At 50.0% G+C, this 20,243-nt stretch carries 21 protein-coding genes and 1 tRNA gene; 11 read left to right on the top strand and 11 right to left on the bottom strand.

Annotated features, from left to right (window positions below):
* The first annotated feature begins 71 nt into the window (after positions 1-71).
* The 6 genes from dnaG (at position 72) to P8H26_RS08775 (ending at position 6,457) form a co-directional block, all read left to right on the top strand.
* Positions 72-2,048, top strand: a complete 1,977-nt coding sequence (dnaG, locus tag P8H26_RS08800; protein ID WP_289632563.1) for a DNA primase — start codon at positions 72-74, stop codon at positions 2,046-2,048.
* 449 nt (positions 2,049-2,497) lie between these two features.
* Positions 2,498-4,516: an RNA polymerase sigma factor RpoD gene (gene rpoD, locus P8H26_RS08795; protein WP_289632562.1), complete on the top strand. Its 2,019-nt coding sequence runs from the start codon at positions 2,498-2,500 to the stop codon at positions 4,514-4,516.
* Positions 4,517-4,654: 138 nt separating this feature from the next.
* Complete coding sequence (locus P8H26_RS08790) at positions 4,655-4,948, top strand: HlyU family transcriptional regulator (protein ID WP_289632561.1); 294 nt, start codon at positions 4,655-4,657, stop codon at positions 4,946-4,948.
* A 241-nt stretch (positions 4,949-5,189) separates the two neighbouring features.
* Positions 5,190-5,636 (top strand): YcgN family cysteine cluster protein, encoded by a 447-nt coding sequence (locus P8H26_RS08785; protein ID WP_374708264.1) that lies wholly within the window; start codon positions 5,190-5,192, stop codon positions 5,634-5,636.
* Positions 5,637-5,765: 129 nt separating this feature from the next.
* Positions 5,766-6,131, top strand: a complete 366-nt coding sequence (locus P8H26_RS08780; protein WP_289632559.1) for an antifreeze protein — start codon at positions 5,766-5,768, stop codon at positions 6,129-6,131.
* A 249-nt stretch (positions 6,132-6,380) separates the two neighbouring features.
* A tRNA-Ile gene (locus tag P8H26_RS08775) sits at positions 6,381-6,457 on the top strand.
* Between the two features lie 22 nt (positions 6,458-6,479).
* On the opposite strand, the gene P8H26_RS08770 is transcribed toward P8H26_RS08775, so the two are convergent.
* Together P8H26_RS08770 and P8H26_RS08765 are read right to left on the bottom strand one after the other, a co-directional pair.
* Positions 6,480-6,746, bottom strand: coding sequence for a hypothetical protein (locus P8H26_RS08770; RefSeq protein WP_289632558.1), 267 nt, complete (start codon positions 6,744-6,746; stop codon positions 6,480-6,482).
* A gap of 27 nt (positions 6,747-6,773) precedes the next feature.
* On the bottom strand, positions 6,774-6,968 hold the full coding sequence (locus P8H26_RS08765; protein WP_289632557.1) for a hypothetical protein: 195 nt from the start codon (positions 6,966-6,968) through the stop codon (positions 6,774-6,776).
* Positions 6,969-7,091: 123 nt separating this feature from the next.
* On the opposite strand from P8H26_RS08765, the gene P8H26_RS08760 reads away from it, so the two are divergent.
* Positions 7,092-7,451: an MmcQ/YjbR family DNA-binding protein gene (locus tag P8H26_RS08760; RefSeq protein ID WP_289632556.1), complete on the top strand. Its 360-nt coding sequence runs from the start codon at positions 7,092-7,094 to the stop codon at positions 7,449-7,451.
* A 31-nt stretch (positions 7,452-7,482) separates the two neighbouring features.
* On the opposite strand, the gene P8H26_RS08755 is transcribed toward P8H26_RS08760, so the two are convergent.
* From P8H26_RS08755 to P8H26_RS08730, 6 genes are all read right to left on the bottom strand, one after another.
* Positions 7,483-7,848 carry a hypothetical protein gene (locus tag P8H26_RS08755; protein WP_289632555.1) on the bottom strand — a complete coding sequence of 122 codons (366 nt, stop codon included), beginning with the start codon at positions 7,846-7,848 and terminating at the stop codon, positions 7,483-7,485.
* 246 nt (positions 7,849-8,094) lie between these two features.
* Entirely contained in the window at positions 8,095-8,775 is a 681-nt protein-coding gene (locus P8H26_RS08750; RefSeq protein WP_289632554.1) for an outer membrane protein, read from the bottom strand.
* A gap of 178 nt (positions 8,776-8,953) precedes the next feature.
* Positions 8,954-10,135, bottom strand: coding sequence for an NAD(P)/FAD-dependent oxidoreductase (locus P8H26_RS08745; RefSeq protein ID WP_289632553.1), 1,182 nt, complete (start codon positions 10,133-10,135; stop codon positions 8,954-8,956).
* 112 nt (positions 10,136-10,247) lie between these two features.
* Complete coding sequence (pncA, locus tag P8H26_RS08740) at positions 10,248-10,862, bottom strand: bifunctional nicotinamidase/pyrazinamidase (protein WP_289632552.1); 615 nt, start codon at positions 10,860-10,862, stop codon at positions 10,248-10,250.
* 74 nt (positions 10,863-10,936) lie between these two features.
* Positions 10,937-12,031 carry a hybrid-cluster NAD(P)-dependent oxidoreductase gene (locus P8H26_RS08735; RefSeq protein WP_289632551.1) on the bottom strand — a complete coding sequence of 365 codons (1,095 nt, stop codon included), beginning with the start codon at positions 12,029-12,031 and terminating at the stop codon, positions 10,937-10,939.
* Positions 12,032-12,141: 110 nt separating this feature from the next.
* Positions 12,142-13,386 (bottom strand): SRPBCC family protein, encoded by a 1,245-nt coding sequence (locus P8H26_RS08730; protein ID WP_289632690.1) that lies wholly within the window; start codon positions 13,384-13,386, stop codon positions 12,142-12,144.
* Positions 13,387-13,760: 374 nt separating this feature from the next.
* On the opposite strand from P8H26_RS08730, the gene P8H26_RS08725 reads away from it, so the two are divergent.
* Positions 13,761-14,450, top strand: coding sequence for a D-lyxose/D-mannose family sugar isomerase (locus P8H26_RS08725; protein ID WP_289632550.1), 690 nt, complete (start codon positions 13,761-13,763; stop codon positions 14,448-14,450).
* Between the two features lie 6 nt (positions 14,451-14,456).
* Here the strand turns inward: P8H26_RS08725 and P8H26_RS08720 are convergent, their stop codons facing one another.
* Positions 14,457-15,386 carry an alpha/beta fold hydrolase gene (locus P8H26_RS08720; protein WP_289632549.1) on the bottom strand — a complete coding sequence of 310 codons (930 nt, stop codon included), beginning with the start codon at positions 15,384-15,386 and terminating at the stop codon, positions 14,457-14,459.
* 344 nt (positions 15,387-15,730) lie between these two features.
* Between P8H26_RS08720 and ettA the strand changes: the two genes are divergently transcribed.
* The 3 genes from ettA (at position 15,731) to P8H26_RS08705 (ending at position 19,048) form a co-directional block, all read left to right on the top strand.
* Complete coding sequence (ettA, locus tag P8H26_RS08715) at positions 15,731-17,380, top strand: energy-dependent translational throttle protein EttA (protein WP_289632548.1); 1,650 nt, start codon at positions 15,731-15,733, stop codon at positions 17,378-17,380.
* 263 nt (positions 17,381-17,643) lie between these two features.
* Positions 17,644-18,417: a trans-aconitate 2-methyltransferase gene (gene tam / locus P8H26_RS08710; RefSeq protein ID WP_289632547.1), complete on the top strand. Its 774-nt coding sequence runs from the start codon at positions 17,644-17,646 to the stop codon at positions 18,415-18,417.
* 7 nt (positions 18,418-18,424) lie between these two features.
* Positions 18,425-19,048 (top strand): MOSC domain-containing protein, encoded by a 624-nt coding sequence (locus tag P8H26_RS08705; protein ID WP_289632546.1) that lies wholly within the window; start codon positions 18,425-18,427, stop codon positions 19,046-19,048.
* Between the two features lie 30 nt (positions 19,049-19,078).
* Here P8H26_RS08705 and P8H26_RS08700 read toward each other — a convergent pair whose 3' ends face one another.
* Both P8H26_RS08700 and P8H26_RS08695 read right to left on the bottom strand, forming a co-directional pair.
* Positions 19,079-19,666 carry a hypothetical protein gene (locus tag P8H26_RS08700; RefSeq protein WP_289632545.1) on the bottom strand — a complete coding sequence of 196 codons (588 nt, stop codon included), beginning with the start codon at positions 19,664-19,666 and terminating at the stop codon, positions 19,079-19,081.
* A gap of 33 nt (positions 19,667-19,699) precedes the next feature.
* Positions 19,700-20,221, bottom strand: a complete 522-nt coding sequence (locus P8H26_RS08695; protein WP_289632544.1) for a hypothetical protein — start codon at positions 20,219-20,221, stop codon at positions 19,700-19,702.
* Positions 20,222-20,243: the final 22 nt, after the last annotated feature.

Here is a 20,243-nt window from a genome sequence, read left to right as displayed (position 1 = left end):
AGGCTAAATCTGTCAGCTCTCATTTTGGAGAGCGGCAATAGCAAGACAGTTGAGAGAGAATTTAGAGACGTATGCGTTTTCCCCCATCCTTCCTTGATGAAATCCGCGACCGCGTTCCGATATCGTCTGTGATCGGGACACGCGTGAGTTTTGATCGCAAAAAAACCAATGCGTCCAAGGGGGATTTCTGGGCCTGCTGCCCTTTTCATGGTGAAAAAAGTCCGAGCTTTCACTGCGAGGATCGCAAAGGCCGTTATCACTGTTTCGGTTGTGGTGTGACCGGTGATCATTTTCGTTTTCTCACCGAGCTGGAAGGCCTGAGTTTTCCTGAGGCAGTAACGCGCATCGCCGATATGGCCGGTGTGCCAATGCCGGTTATGGATGCCGAGCAGCAAAAGCGCGAAGAAAAGCGCGGCACGCTCTATGATGTGATGGAACTGGCTGCCGGATTTTTTGAAGATCAGTTGCAGGCGTCGGTCGGCGCAAAAGCACGGTCTTATTTGCGCGACCGTGGCCTGAATGCGCAGACGCAAGCGGAATTCCGTATCGGCTATGCGCCGGAAGGGCGCAATATTCTCAAAGAATATCTGGCGTCCAAAGGCGCTACCCGTGATCAGATTGAAGCCTGCGGTATGGTGGTGCATGGCGAGGGTATTGCGGTGTCCTATGATCGTTTCCGCGACCGCATCATGTTCCCGATTACAGACAGCCGTAATCGTGTGATCGCCTTTGGCGGTCGTGCAATGTCGCCCGATGCGCCTGCCAAATATCTTAACTCGCCTGAAACGGAGCTGTTTCATAAAGGGCGCGTGCTTTACAATATGGTGCGCGCGCGCCGTGCCTGTCAGGCACAACATGGTGAAGAAGCCAAGCCGGTCATTGCCGTTGAAGGCTATATGGACGTGATTGCGCTGGCGCAGGCTGGTTTCAACGAGGTTGTGGCGCCACTCGGTACGGCATTGACCGAGGAGCAGATGGCACTGCTCTGGCGTATCAGCCCTGAGCCGGTTTTGTGTTTTGACGGCGATCAGGCGGGATTGCGCGCTGCACATCGTGCGGTAGATACAGGCCTGCCGAATTTGCAACCCGGAAAATCGCTGGCTTTTGCTTTGCTGCCTGAGGGTAAAGACCCCGACGATCTGGTCAAAGAGCAGGGCGCTTCCGCGTTTCGTGTCGTGTTGCAGGATGCCAAGCCGCTGGCGGAAATGCTTTGGATGCGTGAGACCGCCGGTGGCAATTTTGAAACGCCGGAACGCCGCGCAGAGCTTGATGCGCGGCTTCGCACACATGTGGCGCGCATCAAAGATGAGAGCGTTAAACATTATTATAGCCAGCATATGCGTGAAAAATCGCAGAGCTTTTTCGGTCCTAAATGGGGACGGCAAAATGCTGATAAGCGGGCTGGCGGCTTTGGCGGTAAAGGCAATTTCCAGCCGCAGCGCGGTAAAGGTGGTGGCTTCGGGGGCGGTGGGTTTGGTAATGCTGTTTCAACAAAAGCCTCGGAGAGTCTTACCCGTTCTGCAATTGTGAAGGGCGGTGCATCAGCACCAAGTCTGCGCGAGGCTACGATTGTTCTGACGCTGATTAATCACCCGCCGCTGATTGATGAGAATTTTGAAACGGTGGCAACGCTGGAGCTTTCCCATTCGGGGCTGACGGCGCTTCATGCTGCTGTGCTTGATGTGATGGCCAGTCATCTTGCAGACGATGGCAAGACCATGCGCAAGATGCTCAATGAAAACGGTTTTTCAGAGCTGCTTGAGGAGCTGGAGCTTGTTGTGCGTCGTGCACGTCTGTGGCCTGCTACATTGCTGGCAGCAGAAGATGATGCCCGTGCTGCACTCAAACAGGCGATGCACTTGCAACTGCGCGCGCGGACACTACATAAGGAACTAAGAGCAGTAGAGGAGGCTCTTTCTGCTGAGGCATCCGACGAAGTTTTTGCACGTTTGATTGATATTCAAAGTGAAATTCGCAAGGCCGATGCAACCGAAGCGCTTATTGAAGGTTTCGGCCAGTCTTCAGGTCGTCCTCCGGGCGGTTTCTGAAACTGAGCAGATGACCGCTAAAATCTCAAAACAAGGGTGATTTAACCCGATATATGTCAGAAATTGCACTCTTTAGTGCTTAACCGGCGTCACACTGTCGCGAATCCGCATAAATGATTCGCTTTTTTCAGGCGAATCATATGAGTCGCATTCTTTAATTGTATCAGTGCAAGATTGTCGGCCGCTGAAAAGGCGACCACAGACATGACTTCAAGGCAATTCATTGCCGGTACAAGATAAATACGGGGCTGTTCAGGCGCTGTAAACATGAAATTTGAAAACCGCTGTTTTATTTGCCGCAGCTGGCAGTGAACACGGTTAATCCGGTTTTAACGTGAAAGCGCTATTGCCGGTATTATCGATAGTCACGGGGCATAACGCGAATCGCTCGTTTTGTTGTTCATTCTGCCCGATGGACAAAACGAACTGATCGTCTGGAGATAAATAATATGGCAACGAAGGCAAAGGAAAACGAAGAAGCTGAAGTCGAGCGCGAAGGCGCGACCGATGGGCCGCTTCTCGACCTTTCGGACGACGCTGTCAAGAAAATGATCAAGCTCGCCAAGAAGCGTGGCTATGTCACGATGGACGAGCTGAATGCCGTGCTGCCTTCGGAAGAAGTAACATCCGAGCAAATCGAAGATACGATGTCGATGCTGTCCGATATGGGCATCAATGTTGTTGAAGACGACGAGCAGGATGCTGACGCTGAAGAGCGCGACGATGACAGCGAAGAAAGCGGCGGTGATCTGGTAGAAGCCGGTGGCACCGCTCTGGCGACAACAACAACCAAAAAAGAGCCGACAGACCGTACCGATGATCCGGTGCGTATGTATTTGCGTGAAATGGGTTCGGTTGAACTCCTGTCGCGTGAAGGCGAAATCGCGATTGCCAAGCGTATCGAAGCTGGCCGCGAAACCATGATCGCCGGGCTTTGCGAAAGCCCGCTGACATTTCAGGCTTTGATCATCTGGCGTGAAGCGCTGAATGACCAGCAGATTTTGCTGCGCGAAATCATTGATCTTGAAACCACATATGCCGGACCGGAAGCCAAGCAGGCGCCGGTGATCGAGCGTGTGGAAGAGCAGCCTGTACGTGATGACAAGGGCGGCCGTCGCTCACGCGATGACGATGATATCACCAATGTCGGTGGTGAAATTCAGGAAGAATATGACGAGGATGAAGACGATGAAGCCAATCTGTCGCTTGCTGCGATGGAAGCTGAATTGCGTCCTCAGGTCATGGAAACCCTCGATCTGATCGCTGATACCTATAAGAAACTGCGTAAATTGCAGGATCAGCAGGTTGAAGGCCGTCTGGCCGCTGCCGGTGAATTGTCGACCTCTCAGGAGCGCCGCTACAAGGAACTGAAAGATCAGCTGATTAAGGCTGTTAAGTCTCTGTCGCTGAACCAGAATCGTATTGAATCGCTGGTTGAGCAGCTCTACGACATTAACAAGCGTCTTGTTCAGAACGAAGGTAAGCTCCTGCGTCTGGCGGAATCTTTCGGCGTGCGCCGCGAAGAGTTCCTCAAAGAATATCAGGGCAATGAACTTGACCCGAACTGGACTGACCGTCTTGCAACCCTGACAGCCCGTGGCTGGAAGGACTTTGTTGCCAAGGAAAAACGCGGCATTGAAAATCTGCGTTCGGAAATCCAGAACCTGGCTACTGAAACCGCGATTTCGATTGGTGAATTCCGCCGCATCGTTAATCAGGTGCAGAAGGGCGAGCGCGAAGCAACCATTGCCAAGAAAGAAATGGTTGAAGCAAACCTGCGTCTCGTGATTTCTATCGCCAAGAAATATACCAACCGTGGTCTGCAGTTCCTTGATCTTATTCAGGAAGGCAATATCGGCCTGATGAAGGCGGTTGATAAGTTCGAATATCGCCGTGGTTATAAGTTCTCGACCTATGCGACATGGTGGATCCGACAGGCGATTACCCGTTCTATCGCGGATCAGGCACGTACCATCCGTATTCCGGTGCATATGATCGAAACGATCAACAAGATCGTTCGCACATCGCGCCAGATGCTGCATGAAATCGGCCGTGAACCGACACCGGAAGAACTGGCTGAAAAGCTGGCTATGCCTCTTGAAAAAGTGCGCAAGGTTCTGAAAATCGCCAAGGAGCCTATCTCCCTTGAAACGCCGGTGGGTGATGAAGAAGATTCACATCTGGGCGACTTCATTGAAGATAAGAATGCGCTGCTGCCGATTGATGCAGCCATTCAGGCAAACCTGCGTGATACCACAACCCGTGTTCTGGCATCGTTGACCCCGCGTGAAGAACGTGTTCTGCGTATGCGTTTTGGTATCGGTATGAACACCGACCACACGCTGGAAGAAGTTGGTCAGCAGTTCTCGGTTACCCGTGAGCGTATCCGTCAGATCGAGGCGAAAGCACTGCGTAAGCTCAAGCATCCGAGCCGCTCACGCAAGCTGCGTTCGTTCTTGGATAGCTAAAAGCACAAAAAAATGCCGTCATCCCTGTGGTGGCGGCATTTTGTTAGAGCGTGTTGTGTTTAATATTAGCCGCTGGGCTCGCTCTAAATTCTTTTAACTGCCGCATTGTCGCGGGCGTTAAATGTTCTAGGGGATAGAATGTCTTTTCTTAAACGTCTTTTCGGTCTTGGTTCTTCGGACGCAGCAGGCAGTAAGGCTCAGGCCGAGCCGGTCAGCAGTGAGCATAAAGGTTTTGTCATTCTGGCAACACCGTTTCCTGAAGCCGGACAGTTTCAGACCTGTGGCCTGATCCGCAAGGAAATTGACGGCGAGATGAAAGAACATAAATTCATCCGCGCAGATCGTTTTGCTACGATGGATGACGCGGTGAATATTACCCTCATCAAAGCCCGCCAGATTATTGATGAACAGGGCGAAGGCTTGTTCCGCTGAATATCTGATCTAAAAGCGCCAGTCCTGCCTGCAAATGGCGATTTTCTCCGTATCCGGTGCTCACGTACTTTATGTACGCTCCGCTCCGTTACTCAAAAATCATCATTTTCGTCGAGGCCTGACGTTTTTATATTCAGATATCGTCACATACAAAGGCCCGGTTTACCGGGCCTTTTATTTTGAAATTGATTTATCCGGCCGCTGTAAATTTGCTAAAATGCTGCTGGAAGGTGAGGACGTTATGAAGAAACCATTCTGGCAGACCAAAACGCTGCGTGAACTGAACAAGCAGGAATGGGAAAGTCTGTGCGATGGCTGCGGCCAGTGCTGTCTGCATAAATTGCAGGATGATGATACCGATGAAATTTACGGCACCAGCGTTGCCTGTACGCTGCTTGATGGCACAAGCTGCCAGTGCTCGGACTATCCGAACCGCAGAAAAACCGTGCCGGATTGTGTGTTCCTGACACCGGAAATCATTGAGACCGTGCGCTGGTTGCCTGAGACTTGCGGCTATCGCCGTGTGTCTGAGGGCAGGGATCTGGATTGGTGGCATCCGCTTGTTTCCGGTTCAAAAGAAACGGTGCATGAAGCAGGTATTTCTGTACGCGGCAAAATCACAGTCTATGACCATGAACTGCCTGACGAGGAAGCATATTTAAAGCATATGACCAGTTTCATTGATTAATAAGCTGCTGCATCAACAAGAAACGGTTTTATGAACTGCAAATGAATGATTGATTGCTGCTGCATTCAGAAATAGCCTGCTAATTATTGGATATCGCAATAAGCAAAAGAATTATCCAAGGAGGATGCTATGTCGGGTTTCTCAATGAAAGCAGCAATTGTTTCCGGCCTGATTGGTCTCGCGGGTGTTTTCTCGGCCGGTGCATCGGCACAGGCCGCATCGCCTGTGGTGTCACTCGCAGTCAGCGGAGTGGCGACAACAGGTGCGCCTGTGGTGCAGGTGAACCATCGTCATGGTCATTATAACCGCCCGCATTACCGCCCGAACCGTTATGCCTGCACACCACGTAATGCAGTTTCCAAAGCATCGCGCATGGGTATCCGTGGCGCACGCGTGCATAGCAACCGTTCGACAATCCGCGTTTCGGGTTATCGCCACGGCCGTCCGGTGAGTGTGCTTTTTGGAAAAGCCCGTGGTTGCCCGATCTTGCGTTAATCGGTATTGATCCGGTTGAACTGATTTCATGTCAGGCTGTGAATCAAACAGATTCGCAGCCTGAAGTTTTTGCAGGGCTGAGGAATACGCTGTCAGCGGTTGAATTGTAAAAACATGTTGTTTTACATAAGGATGTGCTGCATCGCGGCGAATATCCGTCATGTGATTAAACACTGATTGATAATGTTTTAGCTCATAAGCGAGATAGTCTTGCGATCATGTTTCGATTCAGGTAGATCGGAGTTGTGTGGGCCTGTAGCTCAATTGGTCAGAGCCGGCGGCTCATAACCGCTTGGTTGGGGGTTCGAGTCCCTCCGGGCCCACCATCCTCACTTGTATTTGTTAGCGTTAGTATATGTGCATTATTGCCAGCGCAAAGCTGGTGATTGTTGCTGCTGCTAAAATCCAGTTGGTCACTGTGATTGTGAGTTCCTGCTTCTGGAGCAATCTTAAAATAATCCAGACCACAGTCCATGTTGCTGCAGTGCCGATAAGTATGGTTCCGGTGAAGCTGATTAGTATTTCAGAGACATCTGCTCCCGAAACAACTTTCCCCAGAGCTTTGCTGCTGCCGTGAAGCAAAGCTAATATTATAAGAGTTACAGCCGAGCTCATGGCTGGTTTCACGGAGACGGCTCTTGGTTAAAGAACGTCTTCCTCATCTTCATCATCATCGGATTCAACGACGTCCCATAGAAAGGCGCGTAAGCGCTCCTCAATGCTTTTTCTTGAAGCGCCGGATGCTTCCATGTCGCGCTTAATTTTGAAGAAACGGTCTTTGTCGGTGGGTGAAAGATATTTTGTTGCGGATTCTAGGTTTGATAATTCACTAGCCATAAATGTCGGATGCTTCTTAAATGGTGAAAAGGACGGGAGTGCGTAGTTTAACATCTTGGTGTTTAAAAACAGTAAGATATTATCTCTGATCTGTGCAGATGTTTTTTGATATGGTGAGTAGCTATGATTTATGAAGAATACAATGCATTTTGCGCTTCATTGCCTGCTACCACACATGTTGTGCAGTGGGGCGGGTCGCATGTCTGGAAGGTCGGCGGTAAGGTGTTTGTCATTGGTGGCTGGCATAAGGACGAACCGAGTTTCAGTTTTAAAGTCAGCCATATTGCTTTTGAAATGCTTCAGGAGCAGGCGGGGTTGCGTCCGGCGCCTTATCTTGCCTCGCGCGGTATGAAGTGGATACAGCATTATGCTGCGCCTGGTTTAAGTGATAATGAGCTGAAGGATTATATCAGGGAATCTCATCATCTGGTTGCGCAGGGGCTATCCAAAAAACGTCAGAAAGAACTTGGCTTGTTGGTGTGATTGTCTGCTTGAGCGGACTTGCAATGTAATTTCAGCGCTTTTTCATATTCAGATCGCCGCCTGATCTGGGGGCGGTGTAATTCATAACAACGCGTATGGTTCTGGATTTTATTTCTGTTTTATTGGCGCAATCAAACAGAGCCTGCTGGGCGCTGAGTGCAAAGATTTTTCCTGCCTCACGCACCGGCTGATATTCAACCGTGATGATCTCGGTCAATTCACCATTGGCATCATACGTCACCTCAAAAACAGCGCGAGCTTTCTGATAGTCTGTCTTTTCCGGCAGCTTCCAGCATTTTCCTGCCATTTCGGCGATGACTTCTGCAACAGGCGCGGCATGCAGCGAAGACGGAAACAGGCTGAACGCCAGAATGAGGGCTAAGCAGGTTTTGATCATGTCTCTCCCGATAGTCGTGTCAGAATGTTTCTGCTCGCTATGTTCGTCTAAGTGATGTGACCAAAGCAGGGCAGGATATCTGATCACGCCGCATGATAAATAGACATAAAACGTGCGCAGGGGTAGTCAATTGTAAGCTGCCTGAAGCGTATGCGGCAAACGGGCCTCTTTGTTTTTATATATGTATTTGAATAAACAAAAAAAGCCCCGGAAATCCGGGGCTTTCTTTTCGTCCGTAGTGATGGATTAGAACTTGTAGTTCACACCAACGCGTACTGTGTGGAATGGAGTCTTAACTTCGCCGAAACGAACGCCAGCTGCATCATCCAGCTTCAGCTTGCCGAGGTCGGTGTAGAGGTATTCGGTCTTCAGAGTTACGTTGTTTGTCACAGCGTATTCTGCACCGGCACCTACAGTGTAGCCAACTTTAGTGTCGGACTGGGAGTAGCTGTTCACGCCATCAAAGGCAGAGGCTTTAACTTTACCGTAAGCCACACCACCGGTTGCATAAACCATGAAGCGGTCAACTGGTGTGTAACCAAGACGAACGCGGGTTGTACCAAACCAGTTAACTTTAGCTTCTGCACCGGCAGTCTGGCCATTGAAGGACACTTCTGCATCGGATTTCAGATTGCCGCCCTGGAAGTCGGTTTCGATACCAACGATGGCCTGATCAAACTGCCAGTTGTAACCGGCCTGAACACCACCGAGGAAACCGCTTGCATTGTCTTTAGCGGAGTTGCCAGCGTAATCGTTGTATTTGAACTTGCCGCCTGCATAACCGGCGTTAAGACCGATATAGCCGCCTGTCCATGAGAAAGTGTCAGCTACAACAACAGGAGCTGGTTCGTTGTAAACGATAGCATCGGCTGCGAAAGCGCTCGTGGAGGAGAGGAGCAGAGCAGCTGCCAGAGTAGTATATTTCATTTGATGAACTCCTTTTAGGTTTCATTAGGAACATAAAATATGCCCATCAAAATGTCTGTCACAAAAATACAACAGCAAGCTTCTATCGACTTAAAGTAAATGTGATCGTCTTGACACCTTTCGGCCACATTGTATTATGCGCGCCGCTCACGATATTGTGTATTTCTTCACAATAATATCATGCAGCCAGACCCGCGCTGTGGCCTGATGCCCATGCCCATTGGAAGTTAAATCCGCCCAGCCAGCCGGTTACGTCAACACATTCTCCAATGAAATAAAGGCCTTGCATATTCTTCGACTCCATTGTCTTTGAGTCGAGTTCATTCGTGTTGATGCCGCCGAGGGTTACTTCCGCTGTGCGATACCCTTCCGAACCTGCCGGTTTGATGTGCCAATCCTGAAATGAGGCAACGAAACTTGTCAAAACCTTGTCAGACAAATCAGCCAGAGGCCTGTTCAATTGTGTCTTTTCCGTGAAAAACTGTGCCAAACGACGGGGAAGCTTTTCTGCAAGGGCAGTCTGGACAGACTGTTTGCCATTCGTTTTTCGTGCATTTTTTAACAATTCAAGGAAGTCAAAGTCCGGTTCAATGGTCAAAACGACCTCATCGCCCTCACGCCAGTAGGATGAAATCTGCAGAATCGCAGGTCCGCTCATACCGCGATGGGTAAAAAGCAGCGCTTCGCGGAACCGCGTTTTGCCATGTTTGAGCTCTGCATCGACTGCGATTCCCGACAACGGGCTGATTTGCTCTAAAAGATTTGGCTCAAGCGTAAGCGGTACAAGGCCGGGGCGGGTTTCAATCAGGCTGTGCCCGAATTGATTGGCTACCTGATAGGCAAAGCCTGTAGCGCCCATTTTTGGAATTGATTTGCCGCCTGTGGCGATTACCAGCGACTTCGCCTCGATCTTACCATTGCTGGTTGAGATGACAAAGCCATCCGTTGTCTTGCTGATATCTGAAATTGTGGTGCCAAGATCCAGCCGCACATTGGCTTGCTGCATTTCTGTGCGCAGCATATTGATAATGTCTTTGGCGCTGTTGTCGCAGAAGAGCTGCCCCAATGTCTTTTCATGCCAGCTGATGCCGTAGCGGTCGACCATGTTTATGAAATCCTGCGGCGTGTAGCGTGCCAGCGCGGATTTGCAAAAATGCGGATTGGCTGAAAGATAGTTTTTGGCAGTCGCGTGAATATTGGTGAAGTTGCACCGTCCGCCGCCGGAAATACGAATTTTATCGCCAGGCGTTTTCGCATGATCGATCAATACGACCGAGCGACCCCGTTCGCCCGCCCGAATAGCGCACATCATTCCGGCAGCACCTGCACCGATAATTACAACGTCTTTTTTCTCAATCACGGTGTGGCTTTCTGTTCTGCATAATGAGGCGGGGGATTAGTGCGCTTATATAAAGCAAAAAAGGCAGCCGTCGAGCGCTGCCTTTCCTCGTGTTTTAAAGTTCAGTGCTGTTTCAGCGGAAACTCACGCCTGCATTGCGCATCTGGCTCATCATTGTTTGTAAGGAGCCGCCCATATCAATCGCACGACTGAGATCAGGTAGCACAGTAACCTTGAACCCCTGAGCTATGGCATCCAGCGCCGAATAGGCGACACAAAAATCGGTGGCAAGACCAGCCAGCGTTATGTCTTTTATTCCGCGTTCCCGCAAATAACCGCCGAGGCCTGTCGGGGTCATATGGTCATTTTCAAAGAAAGCGGAATAACTGTCGATGGCTGTGCGATAGCCCTTGCGGATTATCAGCTCGGCTTTTGTCCATTGAAGCTGCTCATGAAACTCTGCGCCGTGGCTGCCTTGTATACAGTGATCCGGCCACAGGGTTTGCTTGCCATAAGGCATTGTAATCATTTCATAAGGCATGCGATCAGCATGGGATGATGCAAAGCTGGAATGACCTGCAGGGTGCCAGTCCTGTGTCAGGATAACATGGTCAAAGCGCTCAATTTCCTGATTAACACCGGCAACGATACTGTCACCATCTGCAACAGCCAAAGCGCCGCCCGGACAAAAATCATTCTGGATATCGATAACGATTAAGGCGCTGTTGTTTTGGTTCTGTTTTGGCACGCTGCCCTCCCGTAGCTCTCGCATCTGGCTCAGATCAGTGCCGAAAAGCAAAGGTAAGGTCAAGGACTTTGCGATCAGATCTCAATTTCCACGCGACCAACAGGATGGGAGCAGCAGGCGAGAATATAGCCTTCTTCAATCTCATCATCGCGGATGCCGCCATTATGGTTCATAATGGTTTCACCGCTGAGACATTTGACTTTGCAAGTACCGCAAACACCAAATTCACAGGCGCTCGGTATTTTCAACCCACCGTTACGTGCCGCAAGAAGAACGGTATCTGTGGGGCTGCATTGAACTTCCATGCCGGAAAGCGTGAAGATGACGCTTGGCGCTTCAGTACCGGCTTCACCATCTGCAGCTTTAAGTGCGGCAGGCACCGGTATGGCCGGTGCTTCCGAGGCAGGCTGAAAGCTTTCCTGATGATAATGCTCCATGTTGAAGCCATTTGCTTCAAGCATGTCACGCACGGCACGCATAAATGGTTCGGGCCCGCAGCAAAAGACCATGCGGTCTTTGAAATCAGGTGCGGAAATATCAATAATACTGTGGCTGATGCGTCCGTGCACACCGCTCCAGACATTGCGGGCAATGGAGCGCTCCACCACGAGCTGCAGGCGCAGGTTATCCATGCGGCTGGCCAGCATTTCCAGCTCTTTGCGGAAAATGATTTCGTCCGGTGAGCGTGCGCAATTGAGAAAAACCACATCGCTTGCCGGTTGCGTATCATAAAGAAAGCGCGTCATCGACATCATCGGTGTGATGCCGGAGCCTGCCGAGATGAAGAGGTATTTCTTGCCCGGATGCGAAACGAGCGAAAAATCACCCGCAGGGCCGAAGGCTTTGAGCTGCATGCCCGGACGCATATTATCCAGCATCCAGCGGGTGCCGATACTGCCTGCCTGTGCTTTGATCGTGATAGACACGGAATAGGGGCGTGACGGAGTGGAGGATAGTGTGTAGGTGCGCATCACCGGATCGGCACCACTTTCTGCGCCGACCGGAATTTCAATGGTGATGAACTGACCCGGCATATAGCGGAACCAGTGATTATTTTCCGGCGTGCGGAACGAAAAGGTCATGACATCCGGCGCTTCCTCAATCGCCGCATCGCATTCAAGAACCTGAAGCCTGTCATTCCACGGCAGCATTTCATCAAGATATTTCATTATTGCTGCTCTTTATTTGAGGAAGCATTCATGCTGAACCTGCCTTGTCATTGCTGCTTCTCAGAGCACAACACAGTTTTCGCTGTGCTCTGAGTTATTGTGATCTGTTGTCAGGCGACACGGCTCAGTTTTGCAACTTCACCTTGCAGGCGCGGTGTGATGAAATTGCCGTACCATTCAATGAACTGCATGACGCCGCCTTCATGTTCCACGGAATAAGGCCCAGGCTGGTAGGCTGGTGAGCGGATGCCGCGGGCATTTTCCTCCACAATCCGGCGATCCTGATCATTGGTCTCGATCCAGACATGCGTCAGTTCTTCGAGGTTGTAATCAACGCCTTCAACTGCATCTTTGTTGACCATCCATTTGGTGGTGACCATCGTTTCCTCAGCGCTGATCGGCAGCACGCGGAAGGAAATCGCATGGTCGATCATCACATGGTTCCATGTGGACGGATAGTTGAACAGCAACATGGCGCCGATCTTTGAGGCTGTTACCTCGGCACTCAGGCCTTTTGCTACGGCCGGTTTACCCGACATTGTATAGCTCTCGGCATCACGCAGCAGCGGGATACGGGCAATACGATACTGGCCGTTTTCCGACATGTTGAATTTTGCAGGCAGACCGGTGTCTTCGCAACGTTTCCATAGCTGGTTGGTTTCCTCATCTTCCATCATGCCCTGCACACCAGTGGCGCTCGGCGCTTCAGGATAAGTGCGGCAGAGTTCCGGATGGTTTGCTGCGCAGTGATAGCACTCGCGATTGTTTTCCCAGACGAGCTTCCAGTTGCCTTTTTCAATGATCGTGCTTTCAAAGGCGACTTTCGCGTCTTTGATCTGATGTGGTGCCAGATATGGCTCAACTGTAGCGCGGAAGGCATTGAAATCCGGTGCTTCATCCGCGACACATATATAAATGTAACCGGCGACAGTTTCGCAATGCACGGTTTTCAGGCCGAAATCCGCCGGTTTGAAATCCGGCCCGACCTGACGGGCAAACAGTAATTTACCGTCCAGATCATAAGTCCACTGATGATACGGGCAAACAAGGCGCGCGGTTGTGCCCTTTTCAGCGGTGCAAATACGTGAGCCGCGATGGCGACAAGTATTGTGAAAAGCGCGGATGCCGCCCTGACTGTCGCGCACGACAATCACCGGATAGTCGCCGATCTGTACTGTGATGTAGCTGCCGGCTTTCGGCAGTTCACAATCATGACCGACAAACACCCACTCACGATACCAGATATGTTCAAGATCCAGTTTGTAATAGTCAGGATCCGTGTAGAATTTCTGTCCGAGACTGAAATTCGGGTCGCGCCCCAACAAGTCACTCAGCATCTGATTGCGGACGTCCATGATATGCCTCGCATAGCGTTGTTCATCGGGGGTGCCTGACTTATCCTGCAGCGCCAGCGGAGCGTAGCTCATGTGCGACATGCGGAGGTCTGATCCCGTATGGGTATTAAGTTTGACAACAGGCGTTAAGTCTCAGAATAACTCTCTAAAAACTTGCTCTGATTACCCGTATTCAAGCACTGAAAAATGGCGGACGCGCATACGAAAACGACATGTGCTTCGCGTAAAGACGACACGCCAAAGCGCCGCAACGGGAAATTGACAGGTGGCAATATTTTATGACCGAAGGGGGCTGGTCAGGCAAAGTGCGCCGTGCTTTTCTGTTGCGCAAATAAGACCCATATCAAACGGATGACCGGTGGAGGAAAACATTCATGAAACGCTCGGAAATTAATGAAATTATCCGTGAAAGCGACCGCTTCATCCGGTCTTTTGGTTTTGTTATGCCGCCTTTTGCCTATTGGGCGCCGGAAGACATGCGTACCCGCGTGAAAGATGACAGTGCAGCAATCCGCAATGCGCGTCTCGGCTGGGATATTACCGATTACGGGCAGGGTCGTTTTGACGAGATGGGGCTGTTTCTGTTTACCGTGCGCAACGGACAGGCCGAGGACCTGCAAAAAGGCACCGGCATGCTCTATGCAGAAAAAATCATGATCTCGCGTGAAAACCAGCTGTCGCCGATGCATCGCCATGTGGTGAAAGCGGAGGATATTATCAATCGCGGCGGCGCCAAACTGGTACTGGAAATGTTCAACTCCAATCCGGATGGCTCGATTGACGATAAAAGCGACGTGGTTGTTGCCTGTGACGGGCGCATCAAGCGATTTTCCGCCGGCGGGTTGCTGAAGCTTGATCCGGGTGAGAGCGTGACTCTAATGCCCGGCAACTGGCATGCTTTCTGGGGTGAGGGCGGAGACGTGCTGATTGGTGAGGTTTCAACAGTCAATGACGATTTGACGGATAATATTTTCCGCGAGCCGATCGGTCGCTTCTCCGATGTGGAAGATGACGTGCCACCGCTGCATTTGTTGGTGTCTGATTATGACAAGTGGTTAGCCTAAAACCTGTCAGGTAATTACCTTTAAAGCCCATGACGTAAAGTCCTGCATGAAACGCGCACGATCCGTTTCATGCAGACTTTCATGGCGCATCTCAGGATAAATCTGGGTGGTGATATTGCTGAAGCCGGAAGCCGTCAGTCTTTTCTCCAGTGCAAGCAGGGATTTACCACCTTCGGTTGAAGGATCTTGCCCGCCGCCCTGTAGATAAAGCGGTAAATGCAACGGGATCGCTTGTTGTGGTGCCGGATTGTTGCAGCGACGCATGAAGCGGAAAACGTCGATCCACATACTGACTGACGGGGCAAAGCCACAAAGCGGGTCATTATTATAAAGCGCAACTTCTGCTGCATCATGGGACAGCCAGTCAAATTGCGTCTGGTAATTCTCCACCTGCTTCGCCCATGTGCGGAAGGTCATGCTTGGCAGAAAATTGCTGGGCACATCGGAGCCGAGAAACATACGCTCGGCTTTGAGTAATGTGAAGGCCAGTGTCTGGTTCAGTGCGCCTGCAAAGTTGGAGTTGCATATGGCAGCGGCATCCGGCTTGCAAAACCTTCCGCACAAAGCAGCAAGAGTTACCAGACCGCCCATAGAATGACCGAAAAGAATGAGCGGCAGTTGGCCGTGTCTTTCACGGATTGTCTTTTCAACAAAACCTAAATCCTGAAGAACTTTCTCATCACCGTCTTTTACTGCAAATTGACCGATCGGAGCATCGGGTGCTTGGGTCAACCCGTGGCCGCGATGATCATGGGCATAAACGTGAAATCCGTGCTCTGCCAGATGATGCGCAAATTCCTGATAACGGGCAGCATGTTCCGCCAAGCCGTGGCTGATTTGAACAATACCTGTCGCGGGTTTGCTGGCAGGTTGAAAGCGCAATGCCAGTTTGGCACCGCTCGGGCTTAACAGGATTTCAGGATTATCAAACGGCATTGTGAAACCTTGTTTCGGGAGTGCGGAAACTCTACTTGTAATAATAATCAGCTATTCAGAGTCTGATCCAAAAGTCGCCCGACTTGGCTGCAAATGGCAATTTTTTCCGCTTCCGTACTCACGTACAATATGTACGCTCCGTTCGGATGCTCAAAAATCGTCATTTTCGCTTGCGTCTGCCGCTTTTTTATTCAGACCCTCAGAGGTTAAACAGGGGGAAGATGCGTATCGCGCCTGCTTCGCCTCTGTTCTGGCATTGCCCCTGCGCAATATTTAGCCTAAATAGCGCATCAAAGCGAATTCCCACACATTACGGGCTCAAATTCTCGGAGAACAGCCACCCAATGGCACGTCAATTTATTTATCATATGGCCGGTTTGAATAAAAACTACGGCACAAAGAAGATTCTCGAAAATCTGCACCTGTCATTTTATCCTGATGCGAAAATCGGTATTCTCGGCCCTAACGGCGCCGGTAAATCGACAATCCTCAAGATTATGGCTGGTCTCGATAAAGAGTTTACCGGTGAAGCATGGCTCGCCGATGGTGCGACCTGTGGCTATCTGGCTCAGGAACCGCATCTTGATCCTGAAAAGACTGTTTTCGGCAATGTGATGGAAGGTGTGGCTGACAAACAGGCCATTCTTGACCGTTATAATGAGCTGATGATGAACTATTCTGATGAAACTGCTGACGAAGGTGCGGCACTTCAGGATGTTATCGACAGCCAGAATCTGTGGGATCTGGAAAGCCAGGTTGAAATGGCGATGGAAGCTCTGCGCTGCCCGCCTGCCGATGCTGATGTAACCACGCTTTCCGGTGGTGAGCGCCGCCGCGTTGCACTTTGCAAACTGCTGCTCTCCAAGCCAGATCTGCTGCTGCTCGACGAACCGACCAACCATTTGGATGCTGAAACCACTGCATGGCTGGAAAAGCACCTGCGTGAATATAAGGGCGCTGTGCTGCTCATCACGCATGATCGCTACTTCCTCGACAATGTGACCGGCTGGATTCTCGAACTCGACCGCGGTCGTGGTATTCCTTATGAAGGCAACTATTCTGCCTATCTGGAAGCCAAAGCTAAGCGCATGATTCAGGAAGGCCGTGAAGACGATTCCCGTCAGAAGGCGCTTGAGCGTGAACGCCAGTGGATTGCAGCAAGCCCTAAGGCACGTCAGTCCAAGTCGAAAGCCCGTATTAAAGCCTATGACAAGCTTGTTGAAGCGGCTGAAAATCAGCGTCCGGGCGATGCGCAGATTCTCATTCCTGCGGGTGAGCGTCTTGGTCAGGTGGTTATCGAAGTTGAAGGCCTGTCCAAATCCTTTGGCGATCGTTTGCTGATCGATGACCTGACATTCAAATTGCCTCCGGGCGGTATCGTTGGTGTTATTGGTCCGAACGGCGCCGGTAAATCGACACTGTTTAAGATGATCACCGGTCAGGAACAGCCGGATTCCGGTAGCGTGCGAGTCGGTGAAACCGTGAAGCTCGGTTATGTTGACCAGAGCCGTGATCATCTCGACCCGAACAAGAATGTTTGGGAAGAAATTTCCGGTGGTAACGACATTATCAAGCTCGGCAAATTTGAAATGAACTCCCGCGCTTATTGCGGTGCGTTCAACTTCAAGGGCGGCGATCAGCAGGCTAAAGTCGGCAATCTATCCGGCGGTCAGCGCAACCGCGTGCATCTTGCCAAGATGTTGCAGGCAGGCGGAAACGTGCTGCTGCTCGATGAACCGACCAACGATCTGGATACGGAAACACTGGCGGCGCTTGAAGATGCGCTGGAAAAATACGCCGGTTGCGCTGTTATCATCTCGCATGATCGTATGTTCCTCGATCGTCTGGCCACGCATATTCTGGCTTTTGAAGGCGACAGCCATGTTGAGTGGTTCGAAGGTAACTTCGAGGATTACGAAGCAGACAAGGTTCGTCGTCTGGGGCCTGAAAGCGTCAATCCAAAACGGGTGACCTACAAGCCGCTCACACGCTAAAATTTCTGGTTCAAAAGTCGCCTGCAGGGCTGCAAATGGCACTTTTCTCGACTTCCGGTGCTCACGTACGAACAGTACGTTGCGCTCCGGTTCTCGGAAATCACCATTTTCGCCACTGCCTGCAAGTTTTGCCTACAGAAATTGCCTGCGAGTTGAAGTAATCAAAACGCTCTCCGAAAGGGGAGCGTTTTTGTTTGTAAAGTGCTTGGCAAAACGCATCACTTCTATAGATTGCTCTGCAGGCAATGCAGAGGAGAATGGTGATGAAAGACTGGTCAGCACAGCAATATCTGAAATTTGAGGATGAGCGCACAAGACCGGTTAATGATCTCATCGCCCGTATTCCGCTCGAAAACCCTCAGAGCATTGTTGATATTGGTTGTGGCCCCGGCAACTCAACGGAAGCGTTGAAAAGACGCTGGCCGCAGGCGAAGCTGTCAGGGTTTGATACATCACCGGATATGATTGAGAAGGCGCAGGTGCGTTTGCCTGATGTGTCGTTTTATTTAAGCGATGCAACGCAATGGCAGCCGGATGCAGATGTTGATCTGCTGTTCTCCAATGCGGTGTTTCAGTGGGTGCCGGATCATACTGTTCAGCTACAGCGTCTGTTGAAAAGCCTGAAACCCGGTGCCGTGCTGGCCGTGCAAATGCCGGATAACTGGAATGAACCATCGCACCGTATGATGCGGCAAGTGGCAAAAGACAGTCGCTGGATTGAACGGCTCAATAAGGCTTCACGTCCGCCAATGCCGAGTGTGAATGCTTATTATGATGCTCTGATACCGCTCGCATCCCATATTGATATCTGGCACACGATTTATAATCACCCGCTTGAGGGCCATGCTGCGATCACAGAATGGGTGAAAAGCACCGGCCTGCGTCCGTTTTTAAATCCGCTGAATGAAGAAGAGCAGCGGGATTATCTGGAGGAATATACCGAGCGGCTGGCTGAGAATTATCCGCTGACAGTGGATGGCAAAGTGCTGCTGCACTTCCCGCGTGTATTTATAGTTGTTATGCGCGGTGAAGATTGAGACTGCTATGACGGATTTATTTGAAAGTGTTCATGGCAAGCGCATAGCGGCACGCAAAATTACAGGTCGTGTCCGTGGTCTTTATATTGCTTCAGGGCAGGATTTTGTAACGCAGCAAGTGGATCATCTGCAATGTGATCATGGCGGGATTATTGGTGACTATCATTACGGAATGACGCGTAAAGCCGGAGGTCGCGAGCCGTGGTATGAGCGGGGCACGCCGATCCGTAATGACCGGCAACTCTCTTTGATCTCGGTGGAAGAACTGGAAAAGATTGCTGCGACAATGGGGCTGGATGCGATCAGGCCGGAATGGATTGGTGCCAATATTGTGGTGGAGGGCATTGCAGATTTCACATTGCTGCCTGCCGGTACGGTGCTGTTTTTTGATGGTGGTCTGACCCTGAAACTGAACGGGCTGAATGCACCGTGCAAAATCGTCGGAACATCAATCGCGCAGCATATTGGCGTACAGAACGAGGCCGTGGTAGCGCTGTCATTTGTAAAAGCAGCGAAATATCTGCGAGGTCAGACCGGCTGGGTAGAGCGAGCGGGGGATGTTACAGCTTTTGATAAGATCGCTGTAAGGATGCCGGAACAAATCTGCTACGCGCCGGATTGGAGCGCGTAGCTTATAAATTTATTTTTTAGAGATATTATTTCAAGCAGAAGGGATATCAGTAGTATCTATTTTTTCAATTCTCCATTCCACAAAGTACTGATCCCCTGTGTTATCAGGGGTAGTTGTTGGATAATAACAAATTGTGTGGTTTACCGCATCATATGCAAGGTAATATTTGGTATCAGTCGTTCCGGTACCTGTTGCATTTGGGCTTTTTATAATTTTATAAATATAGCAAGTCCCAAAAGAGTTCACAGCAAAAACGTTGAATTTATCAACACTGTTCGGGGATAAGAAAGTCGAGCTCCCTACAATGGTTCCGTTAGCATTTGTTACATCATCTGTCTGCTGGCCTGTTGTGTTTAAGAAGCCGCCAGACCAGGGATTATAAATTGGGAATTCAGGGATATTGACTCTTTGCCCATTGGTGACAGCGGTCCAATCCGGGAAACTGTCAACCACAAAATACTGCCCCTTGTCTGTGGCGTCAGGATAAAACGGGGATACTGCTTCAGCTTGATATTCCATTAAAAGCAGATTGTTGCCGTCGCCAATATAATCGATAGCAAGCTGGAATTGGCTGATTGCTTTATTGTCGTACAGATATATATTTAAGTATTGTGACATTTTAAAAAGCCTTTTATTTTGAAAACATAAGAATTAAGAATTAATCGTGACTATCCATTTGTCGTCTACATTAAGCCCGTCACGAATTATTTCTGCATCTGTAATTAATACTCGATTTGAATTGGTTTTATCCATAACAAGCTTTTTTGTAAGCTTTGTTTTATCCGCTTCACGGTCGTCATCGAGATAAATTTCGTATTGTGAGCTCACATATTTGAAAATAAACCTTGGCGATATATCCGAGGTTGCAAAATTAAAGGCGCCGGCAACCGATCCAGTTTTTCCTTGATTAGGGGATTTCATCGGAATGATTTGTTCGCTATCACCAAAAAAGAGGTTCTTGTTTGGATTGTACATGAGTACTGGCTGACTAAAATTTCCAGTTAAAAGTTTTGGATTTGTTTTGGAAATCCAGTATGTTTCTGATTTTTTATTGTTTCCAGCTTTATCTATTCCCTGTATTGTATAATTAATAAAGCTATTTTTTAAAGTGCTTGTGTTGGGAATAATATAATTTTGATTTAAGGATGACTGTATTTGAAATGTATATGGCATTTAAAAACCCTTTTAATAAATT

Source organism: Pseudochrobactrum sp. sp1633 (assembly GCF_030376605.1).
GTDB lineage: Bacteria > Pseudomonadota > Alphaproteobacteria > Rhizobiales > Rhizobiaceae > Pseudochrobactrum.
This window is presented reverse-complemented; position numbering and strand designations above follow the sequence as displayed.